Origin of the sequence: Adhaeribacter terrigena (assembly GCF_016623615.1) — a bacterium.
Taxonomy (GTDB): domain Bacteria; phylum Bacteroidota; class Bacteroidia; order Cytophagales; family Hymenobacteraceae; genus Adhaeribacter_A; species Adhaeribacter_A terrigena.
Genome location: NZ_JAEHFX010000001.1, coordinates 914,739 through 930,763, shown reverse-complemented (window position 1 = coordinate 930,763; position 16,025 = coordinate 914,739). Strand labels below are relative to the sequence as shown.

Here is a 16,025-nt window from a genome sequence, read left to right as displayed (position 1 = left end):
TCGCATTTAAGAAATATTTTTTTCAGTGGACCTCAATCAAAAACGATATGGTTTAAAAGCAAAAAACTGCTCCGTTGCTGAAGCAGTTTTTCATTCTAAAACGATACCGTTTTCTCTTCAAAAAGTAGAATCTTCGAAAGATCGAAAATTCGAACCATCTTAAAATCAAACCTGCGAAACGTGGGCCGGGAAATAAGCTTCCATGATATCTTTTACGTCGGTTTCGGTTAACGATTTGGAGTAGTGCTTTTTAACGTCGGGGAATTGTTTCAGCTTTTCCAGATCGTAGAAACTGGCCGACGAAGTAAGCATCATGATCACGATCTCCTGTTTAAAAGTAAGTTTAGAATTCTTATAGGCTTCCAGAAATTCAAACCCATCCATAACCGGCATTTTAATATCCAGGAACATGAGGTCCGGGCAAGGGAACTCTTCGGAATGGGCCGATTCGCAGGCTTTGGTAAGGTAATTCAGGGCTTCTTCGCCGTCTTTCATAACCAGCACCTTTTCGGCGGCATCCAGTTTCTCCAGCAGGCGTTGGTTCAGGTAGTTGGTGGTATCGTCGTCGTCCACCAACATGATCATTTTCAGCGGCGATAATTTTCTCATGCTATTTCGTTTTTTTCTTTGTGCGGAAGGGAAATTTTAAACGTTGAACCCCGGTCAACTTCTGTTTCGAGCTCCAGCGTGCCACCTTGGTTTTTAACAATGCGGTTCACAATATAAAGTCCGATTCCGGAACCCGGAACATGGTTGTGAAACCGTTTGAACATCTGGTAAAGCTTTTCCTTATGCCGCGCTAAATTAATACCTAATCCGTTGTCCTGCACCGTAAGGATCAGACAATTATTTTCGATCCGGGATTTTAGCTGAACCTCCGGAATGCGTTCCGGGCTGCGGTATTTAATGGCGTTGCTCATCAGGTTGTAGATCACGCTTTTCAGGTTTACTTTCGAAAAATAAACTTCCGGCGCACCGCTGAAATCGGTGGTGATCCTGGCTTGGGAATCTTTGATCATATCCTGAATGCTGAGTTTCACTTCGTCGGTAATTGCTGCCAGCGACACAAACTCCTGGTTCTGCTGCGCGTTCTTCTGCACCTTCACAATATCGGCCAGGTCCTGAATTGTAGCGTTAATCTGGCTCAGCGATTTCTGAAACATGCCCACCAGTTTTTCCGCATCCGGATCAGCAAAAGTAGCCGAGTTGGTAAGTTCCTCGAAAATGCGGCCCATGCTGATAATGGGTAATTTCAGATCGTGCGAAGCGGTGTAAACAAAACTATCGAGGTCGGCATTTGCTTTTTTGAGGTCTTCGTTGGCTTTGATCATTTCTTCCTGCCACCGTTTCTGTTCTTCAATATCGGTGCAGGTTCCAAACCATTTGTAAATTTCGCCTTCGACATTTCGCATGGGTGCGGCTTGCCCTAAAAACCAGCGATACGTGCCTTCCTTGCTTTTAAAGCGGTATTCTATTTCGTAAAACTCGCCGGTATTTAAAGAATGCTGCCAGCGTTTGCGCGATCGTTCACGGTCTTCGGGGTGGAGCAGGTTATTCCACATTTCAGTGCCCTGACTGTCTTCCACGGTATAGCCGGTATAATCGATCCAGCGCTGGTTGAAATAGGTGTGGTAGCCCTGCGGATCGGTGGTCCAGACGAGTTGTGGAATGGTATCTGCCAGGAACTGGAAGCGTTCTTTTTCCTCCAGCAATTCTTCCGATAATTTAAAGGCTGCCTGTTTAGCCAAAACCTGTTCCGTTACTTCAATGGCTAAAACCAAAACTCCTTCAATTTTACCATTATAATCCCAGAAAGGCTGATAGGTGAAATCGTAAAATCCTTCGGTTAATTCGCCGGTATTTTCGCGATCTACCATTACCAGGTTTTCCCAGAAAAACTGCGGTTTACCAGATTCATATACTTCACGCATATTGTTGGTTAAGCCCTGTTCTGCAATTTCGGGCCAGGCCTGGGCAATTGGTAAGCCAATGCATTCGCGGTTTCCAAATAGTTTTTTCATGCCCGGCGAAGCAAAATCAATAACCTGGGCGGTGCCTTTTACCAGACAGAAATGCGCGGGTGCCTGGCTTAAAATGCGCTGCACTTTTTCTTCCTGTTCCTGCAGTTTCTGGGTTATTTTTTTCTGATCGTCTATATAGGTACAGGTTCCTACCCAGTTCACTATTTCGCCTTCGTTATTGCGGGTTGCCACGGCGCGGGTCAGAAACCATTTGTATTCGTTATGGGGTGCCTGTAAATAGCGGTGTTCAAATTCTACGTTTTCGCCGGTTTTCAGGCAACGCTCCCAGTTGGCAAGGGTTTTTACCAGATCTTCCGGATGCATGTATTTGGTCCAGCCGTTGGAGTACAGATCTTCTAAAGTTACGCCCAGGTATTTTGGCCACTGCTGGTTATAATAATACACTTCGCCGTTGGTAGTAGCAGCCCAGGCCATTTGAGGAATACTTTCCATAATGCTGCGCAGCCGGTTCTCGTTTTCCAGAGCTTCTTTTTCAGCTTTTTTATTCAGCGTAATATCTACCATGGCCCCGATCATGCGGTAAGGTTTTCCGGTTTCATCGCGCAGCACAGCGCCGCGGTCCAGGATTACGGCGTACGAACCATCTTTCAGTCTAAAGCGGTACATATCGGTCCAGTGTTCTTCCCCGTGATCTATTACGTGGTGAATTTTTTCGGAAACGCGTTCCAGGTCTTCCGGGTGAATGCGGTTGGTCCAGGAAAGCGAGGTAGGTTCCGTTTCTTCCACGGCATAACCGAACTTGGTGTTAAAACCTTCATTCCAGTTAACTTGGTTGGTTTCCAGATTCCAGTCCCAGATCACATCGTTTACCGCTTGCGTTACCACGCGGATCATTTCTTCGTTGCGGCGCGCTGCTTCCCGGGCTTTTACCTGCGTCGTTACATCGGTAGAATGGTGGATCAGGCCAACAACTTTATTAGCGGAATTAATGATCGGCGAATCTACAATATCCCAATAGCGTTGTTCAAACGTGCCGTTTTCGCCGCGAATATCGTAGCGCAGCATGGAGATTCTGTTCGTTTCCCGCGTTTGAATTACCTGCAGCATCGAATCGCGCAGGTTTTCTACGACGTTTACGCCCGGAAATTCAGGGTTGTCCGGAAAAACATCGAACACGTATTTGCCAATAAGCTCCTCCCGGGTGGTTTTGGTAGCTGCCAGGTAATCGTCGCTGGCGGTTAACATTATCAGATCGGTATCGAGAATTAAATATTCACCGGGAATAGCATGCAAAATAAATTGCAGGTCGAAGGGTTTGGAAACGGATGATTCTACCATGAAAAAGGCAACGGAATTTTATATTGAAGCAATTTTGAGCAAACTTTTATTTAACTGTTAAATCAGGAAAAGGTTTATTTTTTTTTGATGGTTCGAATTTTTTACCGGAAAACGGTATTGATTTTAAAAGCAAAACCGCTGCAGCTTTGTAGCAGTTGTTTTCATTTTAATGAATTCCTGAATCTAACCGGAATGCGTAAATCCCCCTGTTCCATCCGAAGCGGATCTCGCTGCAAAAGTAAAATCTAAAAATTCAATTTCTGATAAAGTCCTCCTTTGGAGGAGGTGAGGGGAGGTAATCACTTTCGCGGATCAATCATTTTCAAAAAATCCTTCTTCTTGCTTCCTTCTGCTTTTCTCTCATTTTAACCGTACCTTTGCCCGGCATAACGCTATCGTTCCGGACTTTAAAAGTCGAACATACGAACTACGAACATTCGAATCATCGAAATGCTGCTTTACAATCTTTCCATTTGGTTTTACTGGCTGTTTGTGCGGCTGGCGGCCCCTTTTCATACCAAGGCGAAGCTGATGGTGAAAGGGCGCCAAAACATGTGGGCGGAACTGGAAGCGAAACTAAAGGGAAATACGGCGCCGGTGGCGTGGTTTCATTGTGCCTCGTTAGGGGAATTTGAACAGGGCCGGCCGGTGATCGAGGCGTTTGCACAGCAGTATCCGGAATACAAAATTGCGCTCAGCTTCTTCTCTCCTTCCGGTTACGAAGTGCGGAAAAACTATGCCGGCGCCCATTACATTTTTTACTTGCCGAAAGATTCCGCCACAAACGCCCGGAAAATGGTATCGCTTTTGCGGCCAAAACTCGCGGTATTCGTGAAATATGAATTCTGGCATTACTTTACGCAGGAACTGAAAAACCAGAACGTGCCGGTCATTTCCATTTCCACGATTTTCCGCGAAGGCCAGCTTTTCTTTAAACCGTACGGCGGCTTTTACCGGAATATTTTGCGCAATTTTTCCTGGTTTTTCACTCAAAACCTGCAATCTGATAACCTGCTGAAAAGCATACAGATAAACAACGTTTCCGTGGCCGGCGATACGCGCTTCGACCGGGTTTTGCAAACGGCGGCCAGCGTGAAAACAATTCCGGTAGTGGAAGCTTTTAAAGCCGGCAAAGAGATATTTGTAATTGGCAGCTCGTGGCCCGAAGACATGCAGGTACTGGTTCCATTCCTTAAAAAATACCAGCCGGAACTGAAATTCATCATTGCGCCGCACGAAATTCACGAAAACGAAATTGCCGCGCTTTGCCACGAATTTGCCGGTACCGCGATCCGTTTTTCCGAAGTTAAAACTCGTGACCTGACAGAATATTCCGTATTGATCATCGACAATATCGGCATGCTTTCGTCGCTTTATGGCTATGGTTCGTATGCTTTTATCGGCGGCGCGTTTGGGAAAGGTTTGCACAATACTTTGGAAGCTGCCGTGTTTGGTTTGCCGCTTTTTTTCGGTCCGAAATACGAGAAATTCCAGGAAGCCAAAGACCTCGTTGCGTTGCAAACGGCCTTTCCTGTAAATAACTTCGCGGAGCTGGAAACGGTATTCGAAAACGTGAAAAAACCGGAAACGAAAAACGCTATTGCCGCAAGGCAGAAAACCTACATTGCCGGACAGGCCGGTGCCACACAAAAAATTATGGATTGGATCTCCGCAACGCTATGAAAGGACTGGTATTAAAATCGACGGGCTCGTGGTACGTGGTGCGCAAAGAAGACGGCGGACTTTTACGGGCTCGCCTGCGCGGAAAATTCAAAAATAAAGGCCTGAAACTCAGCAACCCGGTAGCCGTGGGCGACCACGTAACGCTGGAACTGGAAGGCGAAGAAGGCTCGGCGGTGATCACCGAAATTGGCAAACGCAGAAATCACATCATCCGGAAATCGATCCATAAAACGGCGCACGCGCACATCATTGCTTCCAATTTAGATCAGGCTTTTCTGGTGGTAACGCTGGTTTCGCCGCGCACGTCGTTTGGCTTCATCGATCGTTTTCTGGTTACCGCCGAAGCGTATCACATTCCCGTTACGCTGCTGTTCAACAAGATCGATCTCTACGACGAAGACACGCTTAAATACCAGGAACGCGTGCGCAACATGTACCGGCAAATTGGTTACGAAAGCGTGGTTTGCTCGGCGGCCGAAGGCATTGGCATCGAAGAAATTCAGCAGCTTTTAGACAAGAAAGTAACCTTATTTTCCGGCCATTCCGGCGTAGGAAAATCTACCCTGGTAAATGCGCTGGTTCCGGATCTCGACCTGAAAACCACCGAAATTTCCGCGTTTTCTGACAAAGGCGTACACACCACCACCTTTGCCGAAATGTTTGAAATTGGCCCCGAAACGTATTTAATTGATACGCCCGGCATTAAAGAACTCGGCATTGTCGATATTCCCAAAGAAGAACTGGGCGGTTTGTTTCCCGAATTCCGGCCGTTTATGGCGGAGTGCCGGTTTAACAATTGCCTGCACCTGAAAGAACCGGGCTGCAAGGTTTTAGAAGCTGTAGAAGCCGGCAAAATTTCGCTTACGCGTTTCGATAGTTACAAAAGCATTCTGGAAGGCGATGATAACCGGCGGTAACTTTTTAGTTTAAAGTTATACCTGAAGCGTTATGAGTTTTTAGTGCGAAAACCATAGCGTTGTTTTAACTGTTTCAAAACTTCAAACTACTTTAATCCGTCCTTTCGAGGACAGGAGATATCTATTACATACGGCAGTAAGGCCGGAATAAATGGTAGCACCAACTTGATGAGATCTCTCAATTAGTTCGAGATTACCGCAAATATTTATTAAATAAAAAGTTCTGATACCAGATACTTTCTACCTGACACTACCAAAACTATGAAGATCGAAAATGCAACTTTTTTAATAACCGGCGGCACCATGGGCATTGGTTACGCCACGGCGAAACTGCTCATCGAAAACGGCGCAAAAGTAGCCATCACCGGCCGCGATAAAACCCGCACCGAAACTGCTGCCAAAGAACTAGGCGCTTTTCCAATCACCGCCGACGTGGCCAATCCGGAAGACATCAAACGCACGTACGAGGAATTTCTGAAGGAATTTGGCAAGCTGGATTGTCTGATCAACAACGCCGGTTTGGGTTTATTTAAAAGAATTGAAGACTGCACGCTCGAAGATTTTGAAAGCATCTACCGCATCAACGTTTTCGGGGCAGCTTTAATGGGCGCGGAAGCGGCAAAACTTTTCAAGCAACAGAATTCCGGCAACATCATCAACATTGCTTCTACGGCGGGCACCAAAGGTTTTGAAGGCGGAAGTATCTATGCCTCTTCTAAATTTGCCTTGCGCGGCATGACCCAATGCTGGCAGGCCGAACTCCGCAAGCACAACGTGCGCGTAATTTTGATTAACCCGAGCGAAGTTACCACCGCTTTTAACGTGGCCAACCGCGAAGAAAAACCGGAAGTACCCAACAAACTACGCGGCGAAGAAATTGCCCACGCCATAAAATCATCGCTGGAAATGGACGACCGCGGCTTTATTCCGGAACTGACCGTTTGGGCTACCAATCCGTTTTAACCGACTTTTTTCAACCTTTCCCCTACCGTTTTTCCGGCACGAATAATCAGGTCTGGCAGAAAAACGGTAGGCTTTTCCTCCTGAAAACTGTGCAGCAATTTACTTACCTCATTCTGAACAAACCCTTCGAAGTGCTCACGCAGTTTACCGACGAAAACGGCCGTGCCACGCTTAAAGACTTTGTAAAAGCACCGGATATTTACCCGGTAGGACGCCTCGATTTCGACAGCGAAGGGCTGGTACTTTTAACCTCCGACAAGCAATTGCAGCACCGCCTCTCCGACCCGAAATTTAAGGTAGAAAAAACGTATTGGGCGCAGGTAGAAGGCATTCCTGATGAAGCAGCTTTGGAAAAACTTCGGCGTGGCGTAATAATAAAAAATGTAAAAACTGCCCCTGCCAAAGCCCGCCTTTTAGAAACGGAACCTGCCATCTGGGAACGCAGCAAACCGATCCGTTTCCGAGCCAACATTCCCACCAGCTGGGTAGAAATAAAAATAAGCCAGGGCATGAACCGCCAGGTCCGTAAAATGACTGCCGCCGTAGGTTTTCCCACCTTAAGACTTATCCGCGAAGCCATCGGACCTTTAAAAATTGCCGGCCTGCAACCCGGAGAAAGCCGCCTGCTGACTCCGGAAGAAATAAAAGCTCTGAAAGGATTGAACCGTTAATATCTGAATCAGTATTTTCAGGATTAAAGGATTCTCAGGACAATTGTCCGAACTGTGATTCTTTTGATTGATGTAATTTTTTCATTGATGTGATTATTTTGATTATCGTGACGATGTAGGGAGAGGTTGCAACCTGTCCGCACGTTATCCATACCTGTCAGAATCAGAATTTACAGAAACGAAGATCGGCGAAGCCAATTGAAGAATTATCAGGATCGCCCCACCTAAATAGCTAAAAACAGGGGAGAACTTTTTTACGCGTTTAGCCAGCGCAGCGCTCCTGAAAATCACGTTATCCGAAAAACTAAACTAAAAGAAAGCTTACTACAAAGGAAACCGACACCAGTTTCTGCGGGCGCGGCCTCCTATTCATACAGTGCCTTCAGGCAGGCCGCAAGGCCAGTTTGAATAGAAGACGCGAATGCAGAAATCAAAGATTCAGCGGAGCTAAACGAAGCCGCCCGGCTTGAGGGAGAAAGTTTAATTAATAATTAATAATTAAAAACTAAAGCTTGCTATGAAAACGCTATCGTTTTGATATTCAAAACTCAATAACAAACTTGCTTATTATCTTAAATAGATCCCTCCTATCGTCGGGATGACGATAAAAAACGCTATCCTTTTCAGACAAAAAACTAATGCCAGTAAAAAAAGCAAGAAATTCGTATATTTGTCGGGTTACCCCCATTTGTTATTGAAACCTGTTTTTATGCGCTTTCGTCAAGTTGTTTTCCGGTACCTGGCTGTTTTGGGCTTTGGTGCGTTCCTTTTTTCCGGCTGTTCTACCGACCTCGATCCGAATGCCGAATACAAAGAGGTAATGGTATTGTACAGCATTCTGAACCAGGCCGATACTGTTCATTATGCCAAAGTGAATAAAGCTTTCCTGAATACCAATTCCAACGCCTTAACCATTGCCGCTACCAACCCCGATTCTACAACCTATCCGGAAGAAAACCTGGTAGTTAAACTGGAGCGCCTCACCATTAAAAACGGTGACAGCCTGGTTTTAAATTCTTACCCGATGGAGCGCTTTGTAAGCACGAACAAAGAAGCTGGTACTTTTTTTGGCCCCAACCAGGTACTTTACCGAACCAAACCCAACCAGCCCGGTCCTTTAACCGATGAAGAGTCGATATACCGCATTGTGGCCACCAATCCAAAATCCGGATTATCTACCAGCGGGGCTACTCAACTGATACAACTTAAAAACAACAGCCGGAGCGAACGTTTCAGCATCTTTAAAGTAAGCTTTGCCGGTTCCGGCTACCCGCCGCTAGACCAGATCGATACCTCTAAATATGAGCCGGAAAAACTGAACCGCATTGAGTTCCGGGGGCCGGTTAATGCCTCTATCTACACGGTAAAGCTAACATTTAACTACACCGAATCCGACGGCACTACTACTCAAAACAAACAGCTTTCGTGGTATATCCGCAATAATTTCCTGCAGGATGTAAAAGACATCCGGTTCGAGGTAGAAAACCGCTTATTCTATACCAATCTGCTAAACCTCATCGATACCAGCCAGGATAAACCCGGTACGTTCCGCACGGCCGGCGAAATACTGGTAACGATTACGGCAGGGTCTGAAAGCCTGGCCACCAATTATCGGATCAATAATTCCTTTTCCATTTTCTCGCAGGTAAAACCCGAGTGGGATAATATAAAAAATGGTACCGGCCTGATCGGAGCGCGGGCACAGCGCACTGTAAAAACCGTGTTAAGTCAGGCAGCTTTGGCCGAACTGATCAACAACAGTCAATACCAGAAACTGAAATTCAAGTAATAAATTCACGCTTTGAGCTGAAGCAGCGCGCTATTGTGACAATCTGTCACGGTAGCGCGCTTTTTTTCTGGTTGGCATAGCTGTTGATAAATCAAATCCGTATTCAGAATTCCTGATATAGAAACCTTAGATATTTAAAACTAAATAAAACATAATGGGAAAAATTATAGGTATTGACTTAGGAACTACCAACTCCTGCGTGTCCGTAATGGAAGGTAACGAACCAGTGGTAATTCCAAACAGTGAAGGGCGCCGTACAACGCCTTCCATTGTGGCGTTCCTGGATAATGGCGAACGCAAAGTTGGTGATCCGGCAAAACGCCAGGCAATTACCAACCCGAAAAAGACCATCGCTTCTATTAAGCGTTTTATGGGCCATAGTTTTGACGAAGTAAGCTCAGAACATGTGTCTTATGAGATCGTGAAAGGACCAAATAATACGGTTCGGGTAAAGATCGACGACCGGGAATACTCTCCGCAGGAAATCTCGGCCATGGTGCTTCAGAAAATGAAAGCTACCGCCGAAGATTATTTAGGCACTACCATTACCGAAGCAGTAATTACCGTTCCGGCTTACTTTAACGATGCGCAACGTCAGGCTACCAAAGAAGCCGGCGCCATTGCAGGTCTGGATGTAAAACGGATCATTAACGAACCAACGGCGGCAGCCTTAGCGTACGGTTTAGACAAAAAACACAAAGACCAGAAAATTGCCGTATTCGACTTAGGTGGCGGTACTTTTGATATTTCGGTGCTGGAATTAGGCGACGGCGTTTTTGAAGTGCTTTCTACTAACGGCGATACCCACTTAGGGGGCGACGACTTCGACCAGAAGATCATTAACTGGTTAGCCGACGAATTCAAGAACGACGAAGGCATTGACCTGCGCCAGGACCCGATGGCTTTACAGCGCTTGAAAGAAGCAGCCGAAAAAGCTAAGATCGAGCTTTCTTCTTCGAACGAAACGGAAATTAACCTGCCATACATCATGCCGGTTAACGGTATTCCGAAACACTTGGTACGCAAACTGAGCCGCTCTAAATTCGAGCAGCTGGTGCATGACCTGGTAGACCGTGCGATGGCACCTTGCAAAAAAGCGTTACAGGATGCCGGCTTATCGGTAAACGACATCGACGAAGTAATTTTGGTGGGTGGTTCTACCCGTATTCCGAAAGTGCAGGAAGAAGTAGAGAAATTCTTCGGCAAAAAACCTTCTAAAGGCGTTAACCCGGATGAAGTAGTAGCTGTTGGCGCTGCGATCCAAGGTGGTGTATTGACCGGGGAAGTAAAAGACGTGCTGCTGTTAGACGTAACGCCGCTTTCTTTGGGTATCGAAACCATGGGCGGTGTAATGACCAAACTGATCGAATCGAACACCACGATCCCTACGAAGAAATCGGAAACGTTCTCAACCGCTTCCGATAACCAGCCTTCAGTAGAAATTCACGTGTTGCAGGGCGAACGCCCAATGGCCCGCGATAACCGCACCATTGGCCGCTTCCACCTAGACGGTCTTCCACCGGCACCACGCGGCGTTCCGCAGATCGAAGTAACCTTCGACATCGATGCCAACGGTATTCTGCACGTAACCGCTAAAGATAAAGCAACCGGCAAAGAACAGAAGATCCGCATCGAAGCTTCTTCCGGCTTAACCGAGCAGGAAATTGAGCGCATGCGTCAGGAAGCTCAGGCGAACGCCGAAGCAGATAAAAAAGCCAAAGAGGAAATCGAAAAACTGAACGCAGCTGACAGCATGATCTTCCAGACGGAAAAGCAGCTGAAAGAATTCGGTGATAAACTTTCTGAGCCAAACAAAACGGCTATTGAAGGTGCCTTAACCGAATTACGTACGGCCCACGGCTCTAAAGACGTAACTGCTATTGACAGCGCGATGGAGAAAATCAACGCGGCCTGGCAGGCAGCTTCGCAGGAAATGTACGCGGCAAGCCAGGGCGGCAGCGCCGGACCTGATCCGAACATGGGCGGAAACGCCGGTGGCGGACAAGCAAGTGGCAACGGCCAACCAGGCCACGACAACGTAACCGACGTGGATTACGAAGAAGTGGATGGCGACAAAAAATAATAAAACGGTATCGTTTTAAGCTTAAAAAGTCCCGGAGAGATTTCTCCGGGACTTTTTTTATGATTACAGGCCAAAAGCGCTAACTTGTTGAGTAAAAATATTATGACATATGTCTACATTAAAACTGATAGCGTTATACTTGTTCTTCCTATCATTTTCAGGATGCAATCAAGTGCAGAATAATCAAAAAAAACCAGAAATACATCAGATAAGGTTTGGCTCTTTCAATGGAAATCCATCAGAAAATTCTACAAATAGAGGTTGGAGATTTTCTCATTTTATGCAGATCAATCTGAATACAGATTCCGTTCTTTTAAAGCAAAATCAAAGTGGTTTTAACGAATATCAATACGGAAAACAGCCAGCGAAATACTTTACCGGTAAAATTCCGCTTTCACTGAAAAGAGACATCGCTTATTTTGAACCGTACCTCTTTACTAAAAAAAGTGGAACAAGGCTTAATAATCCTGAAGAAAACGCCGTACTTTATAGCGGGCCAATTATCTTTCTGGAATATAAAAAAGACACCACTACAAGATACTTTTATATTGATCATATAAAATCAGGTTCCCTTTACGACTTTAAACTTGGTAAGATATCAGAAAAGTTATTTGACTTTGCAGTTAATCCTGATTCCTTAAAACTGGCCGGAAAAGATTATAAACTAAACGATGATAGTCTGGTGACACCGATCGTAAACCGGAGAGATTTTAAAGTAAGCGCGCCTCCACCTCCGGTTCAAAAAACAATTAAATTTACCCCACCAACTGAAAATACGAATCAATAAAACGATTTGGTTCTAGGCTCAAAAGGTCTGCTAATATGAATAAAAGCAACCTCAGTTTCGGGCAAAAAACACTATCATTTTCCGCTTAAAAACCGTTCAGTACAAACAAACCAACCCACAATTCATGCAACTATCCTCTACCGATCTTCAGGACCTGAAACGGGCTAAAACCCTGCTCGAAAACCCCGGTTTGGCCATAAAAATCGCCAACCTGGTAGGCATGCCGCTGGATAAAGTGCTGGAAAACCTGCCCGGAAAATTAAATCAGAAAATGGAGGGCGTGATTCAGGCCGCCCTGCGTAAAGCCGCCGATACAGCCGCCTTATCGCTGCAAAATGCGCCGGGCAAAACTTCTTCCGATAAATGGCATAAACTCTCGGCAGCAGTTACAGGTGGCCTTGGCGGCATATTTGGCGTAGCTGCTTTAGCCGTAGAATTACCGGTTTCTACGGCCATAATGATGCGCTCTATTACTGACATCGCCCGCAGCGAAGGCGAGGATATCAGTCAGGAAGCTACCCGGCTAGCCTGCATCGAAGTGTTTGCTTTCGGCGGAAGTTCTCCCAACGATGATGCGGCGGAATTCGGGTACTACGGGGTAAGGGCGGCCTTAGCTATTTCAGCAAAAAAAGAAGGGGCAACTATCCTGGCAAAAGTAATAGCGGTGGTAGCCAAACGGTTTAGCGCAACCGTAGCACAGAAAGTGAGTGCGCAGGCTGTTCCTATTATTGGCGCGGCTGGCGGGGCTTTTATCAACACCATTTTTATGGATCATTTCCAGGACATGGCCCGCGGGCATTTCATTATCAGAAGGCTGGAACGAACCTACGGTAACGAAGCGATCCGCGAATTATATCAATCTTTTTAAAGCAAAAGCAGCAAATCACATTGCTCTGGTAGCAGTCAGGAATAGTAAACCACGATTCAAATCTCAATGCGCTGCAATTCCAGGCTTAGCAGATCACCACATTTTTCCATATGTCCATCTGAAAAACGGATCATATAAGGTTCATCGGTTTTGGAATACGTAGCAAGCCGTTCTACAAAGCCCTGCGCAGTTTTCACTTTCTTCTTATGCTTTTTCCACTTGCTTAATAAATGATCGGCGGCTTTTTCCGGGGAATATTCTTTGCCGTTCCGGATAAAAACCGAGCCCGAAAGATGGCGGATGTAATCGATCAGGTGATTTACTTTTTCTTCTTCGGTCATAATCACAACTTGCGAAACCGCAGTTATATTCCGGCAGGAAGAATTCTGCGGAAACGAAGCCTGAAAAGTACCCGAAACCAGCATTATAAAAACAATTAGCTTTTTCATTGGCGTGCAAATAAGTATTAGGGCTGATGCAGGAATGTATAAAGACCGAAAGCCCAAATATAGTTTACTATACTGATTTTCAGTTTGTTGCTCACCCTCCTAAGTTCTTATTAAGCTTTACTAATTATTGCGCCCACCATATTCCGGAAACAGGCTGAAAATCTCATGATGAACGAAAACCGATAAGGAAATGAAAAAAAAAGCCTTGCCGGTTTTCCGGCAAGGCTTTTAAAATGCTATAGTTTCACATCAAAAAACTGCTTACAGTTTCTCAATGCGCTGCAATTCTTTCATGAGCACATCGCGGCTTTTATACGTTTTACCGTCTTTAAACCTGATGTGGTATTCTTCGCCCGAGAGGTAAGATTCCGAAGCCAGGCCATCGATAAACTCCCGGGCCGTTTTCACGCGATTACCGGCTTTTTTGCGCTTCATCTGCAAATGAGCGGCCGCATCCTTTGCCGGATACTCGTCGCCGTTCCGGATAAAGGTAGCCCCCTGTAGATCAGCCACGTATTTTATCAGACGATTGATCTTCTCTTCTTCCGAAATAGCTTTTGTAACGGGTTTAGGCGTAGCCGCTTTGGCAGCAGTTTGTGCCACAGCTACTTGCCCAAAAGCAATACTGAATAGCAGAAAAGTAAAAAAAGTGATCTTGTTCATAGGGATGATTAATAAATTTCCGCAAACAGGCACGGCACAAAACCGTTTTGCAACCATCTTGCCAGAAAAGCAATACGTTGGTAAATATATCGGATTTCTTTAAAAAAACGCTATGCTTTAAGACCAAAAAACTGCTGTAAAAACAAAAGCCGGAACAAGGGTCCGGCTTTCTGCAATGTATTGGTCCCGATTATCCGGAAAAATTTCTGTAAGCAATTAATTGTTTTCAGCTGACCTCAGGTGCTTTTCAGGAATTAATGCTCTCACCCAATAAGCCCCAAACCGCACCTGCAATCAAACCTGAAAAAGACTTACCCACAATTGGTAACTTTACAAAAATATAGGATTAAAATCTAATTACAAATACCCAGTTTCAGGTAATTTCCAGGTTATGAATGTGGGGTTAGCACTTTGCCCCGGCCATAAATTGCACCACGATCCGAACAATCCTTTGCCGGCCTTTCAAAACTGACCAATGTCACCTGCAGGCATGACTGGTTCCATGGTAGCGCGGGTTTTGGTTACATAATTTTGAAGCGTTAAAAAAAACGGAATTACCCATGAAAGAAATGAGCATGCACTGGGAGAAATTTTCGCACGACGCCATAAACCTGCGGATTGAAGAAGCATTGCGCCAAAACATAGATCTGCATAAAGAACCGGTGCTCGGCATTCCGGGAACCTACCTCGACCAGGAAGAATTTTACGAAGATGCACCCTTTCTGCAGGATGCGCCTTTTTTGCGTACGCTCATTGCCAATCCCAACCATATTGGCTGCCACACGCTCAGCAACGATCATTTAAGTTATTTCCGCGGCACCCAAAAGCTGGAAGTTGACCTGATAAAGATCTGCGCCGAACAGATCTTTGGCGGCGAACCCGGCCAGCAAGACGGCTACGTAACGCCCGGTGGCACCGAAGCCAATATCCAGGCCATGTGGATCTACCGCAATTATTTCATGCGCGAAAAACAGGCGAAACCGCACGAAATTGCCGTTATCTTTTCCCAGGACAGCCACTATTCCATGCCCAAAGGCGTAAACCTGTTAGGCCTGCCCTCGCGCATTTTAAAAGTGAAAGACGCCAACCGCCAGCTAGAAATGGAGGACCTGGAACTGGCTCTTACTGAATTACAGGCTCAGGGCGTAAAGCACTTTATTTTCATCCTAAATCTTTCTACCACCATGTTCGGTTCAGTAGACGATATCGAGGCGGTAACCGAGCTGCTGAAAAAGCGGGAGGTAGATTTTAAACTTCACATCGATGCAGCTTTCGGCGGTTTTATTTACCCCTTTACCAACCCCGAAAGCAAATTCTCGTTCCGCAACCCCGACATTACGTCCATTACCATAGATGCCCACAAAATGCTGCAAACGCCTTACGGCACCGGCATTTTCCTGATCCGCAAAAACTGGATGGAATACGTTTGCACCGACGAAGCCCAGTACATTCCCGGCAAAGATTATACGCTTTGCGGCAGCCGGTCGGGAGCCAACGCCATTTCCGTGTGGATGATCCTGCGCACGCACGGCTCCGATGGCTGGCGCGTAAAGATGCAGATGCTCAACGACCGTACTTCGCGCCTTTGCAACAAACTGAACGAACTCGGCATCCGCTATTTCCGCGATCCGCACATCAACATCATCGCCATCCGGAGCAGCCATATTTCTACCCAGCTTGCCGAAAAATACCACCTCGTAGCCGATACTTATGAACACGAAGCCAGCTGGTATAAAATTGTAGTAATGCCACACGTGCGCCAGGGCATTCTGGACCAGTTTATAAATGAATTAAAAGCCGAACAGGCCGTAATTGTTTGAAAAATAAAGTTT

The 16,025-nt window shown here is 45.9% G+C and carries 13 protein-coding genes; 9 read left to right on the top strand and 4 right to left on the bottom strand.

Features of this window, described 5'->3' with window-relative positions:
• Positions 1 to 165 precede the first annotated feature (165 nt).
• Together I5M27_RS03760 and I5M27_RS03755 are read right to left on the bottom strand one after the other, a co-directional pair.
• Positions 166 to 609, bottom strand: coding sequence for a response regulator (locus tag I5M27_RS03760; RefSeq protein WP_200504676.1), 444 nt, complete (start codon positions 607 to 609; stop codon positions 166 to 168).
• Positions 606 to 3,320 carry a PAS domain-containing protein gene (locus I5M27_RS03755; RefSeq protein ID WP_200504675.1) on the bottom strand — a complete coding sequence of 905 codons (2,715 nt, stop codon included), beginning with the start codon at positions 3,318 to 3,320 and terminating at the stop codon, positions 606 to 608. The genes I5M27_RS03760 and I5M27_RS03755 overlap by 4 nt, the downstream gene beginning before the upstream one ends.
• A 450-nt stretch (positions 3,321 to 3,770) precedes the next feature.
• Between I5M27_RS03755 and I5M27_RS03750 the strand changes: the two genes are divergently transcribed.
• From I5M27_RS03750 to I5M27_RS03715, 8 genes are all read left to right on the top strand, one after another.
• Positions 3,771 to 5,003 (top strand): 3-deoxy-D-manno-octulosonic acid transferase, encoded by a 1,233-nt coding sequence (locus tag I5M27_RS03750; RefSeq protein ID WP_200504674.1) that lies wholly within the window; start codon positions 3,771 to 3,773, stop codon positions 5,001 to 5,003.
• On the top strand, positions 5,000 to 5,920 hold the full coding sequence (gene rsgA, locus I5M27_RS03745) for a ribosome small subunit-dependent GTPase A (protein ID WP_200504673.1): 921 nt from the start codon (positions 5,000 to 5,002) through the stop codon (positions 5,918 to 5,920). Before I5M27_RS03750 ends, rsgA begins: the two co-directional genes overlap by 4 nt.
• A 261-nt stretch (positions 5,921 to 6,181) precedes the next feature.
• The gene (locus I5M27_RS03740; RefSeq protein WP_200504672.1) at positions 6,182 to 6,883 is read left to right on the top strand and encodes an SDR family oxidoreductase; all 702 of its coding nucleotides are present in this window, start codon (positions 6,182 to 6,184) and stop codon (positions 6,881 to 6,883) included.
• Between the two features lie 89 nt (positions 6,884 to 6,972).
• Positions 6,973 to 7,554, top strand: a complete 582-nt coding sequence (locus I5M27_RS03735) for a pseudouridine synthase (protein WP_200504671.1) — start codon at positions 6,973 to 6,975, stop codon at positions 7,552 to 7,554.
• Between the two features lie 709 nt (positions 7,555 to 8,263).
• Entirely contained in the window at positions 8,264 to 9,343 is a 1,080-nt protein-coding gene (locus I5M27_RS03730; RefSeq protein ID WP_200504670.1) for a hypothetical protein, read from the top strand.
• 154 nt (positions 9,344 to 9,497) lie between these two features.
• Positions 9,498 to 11,426, top strand: coding sequence for a molecular chaperone DnaK (gene dnaK / locus I5M27_RS03725; RefSeq protein ID WP_200504669.1), 1,929 nt, complete (start codon positions 9,498 to 9,500; stop codon positions 11,424 to 11,426).
• 109 nt (positions 11,427 to 11,535) lie between these two features.
• Complete coding sequence (locus tag I5M27_RS03720; RefSeq protein WP_200504668.1) at positions 11,536 to 12,213, top strand: hypothetical protein; 678 nt, start codon at positions 11,536 to 11,538, stop codon at positions 12,211 to 12,213.
• 124 nt (positions 12,214 to 12,337) lie between these two features.
• Positions 12,338 to 13,081, top strand: coding sequence for an EcsC family protein (locus I5M27_RS03715; RefSeq protein WP_200504667.1), 744 nt, complete (start codon positions 12,338 to 12,340; stop codon positions 13,079 to 13,081).
• 56 nt (positions 13,082 to 13,137) lie between these two features.
• On the opposite strand, the gene I5M27_RS03710 is transcribed toward I5M27_RS03715, so the two are convergent.
• Entirely contained in the window at positions 13,138 to 13,530 is a 393-nt protein-coding gene (locus I5M27_RS03710) for a DUF5329 family protein (RefSeq protein WP_200504666.1), read from the bottom strand.
• A gap of 261 nt (positions 13,531 to 13,791) precedes the next feature.
• Complete coding sequence (locus tag I5M27_RS03705) at positions 13,792 to 14,193, bottom strand: DUF5329 family protein (protein WP_200504665.1); 402 nt, start codon at positions 14,191 to 14,193, stop codon at positions 13,792 to 13,794.
• Between the two features lie 560 nt (positions 14,194 to 14,753).
• Here I5M27_RS03705 and I5M27_RS03700 point away from each other — a divergent pair.
• On the top strand, positions 14,754 to 16,013 hold the full coding sequence (locus I5M27_RS03700; protein WP_234462364.1) for an aminotransferase class I/II-fold pyridoxal phosphate-dependent enzyme: 1,260 nt from the start codon (positions 14,754 to 14,756) through the stop codon (positions 16,011 to 16,013).
• Positions 16,014 to 16,025 lie beyond the last annotated feature (12 nt).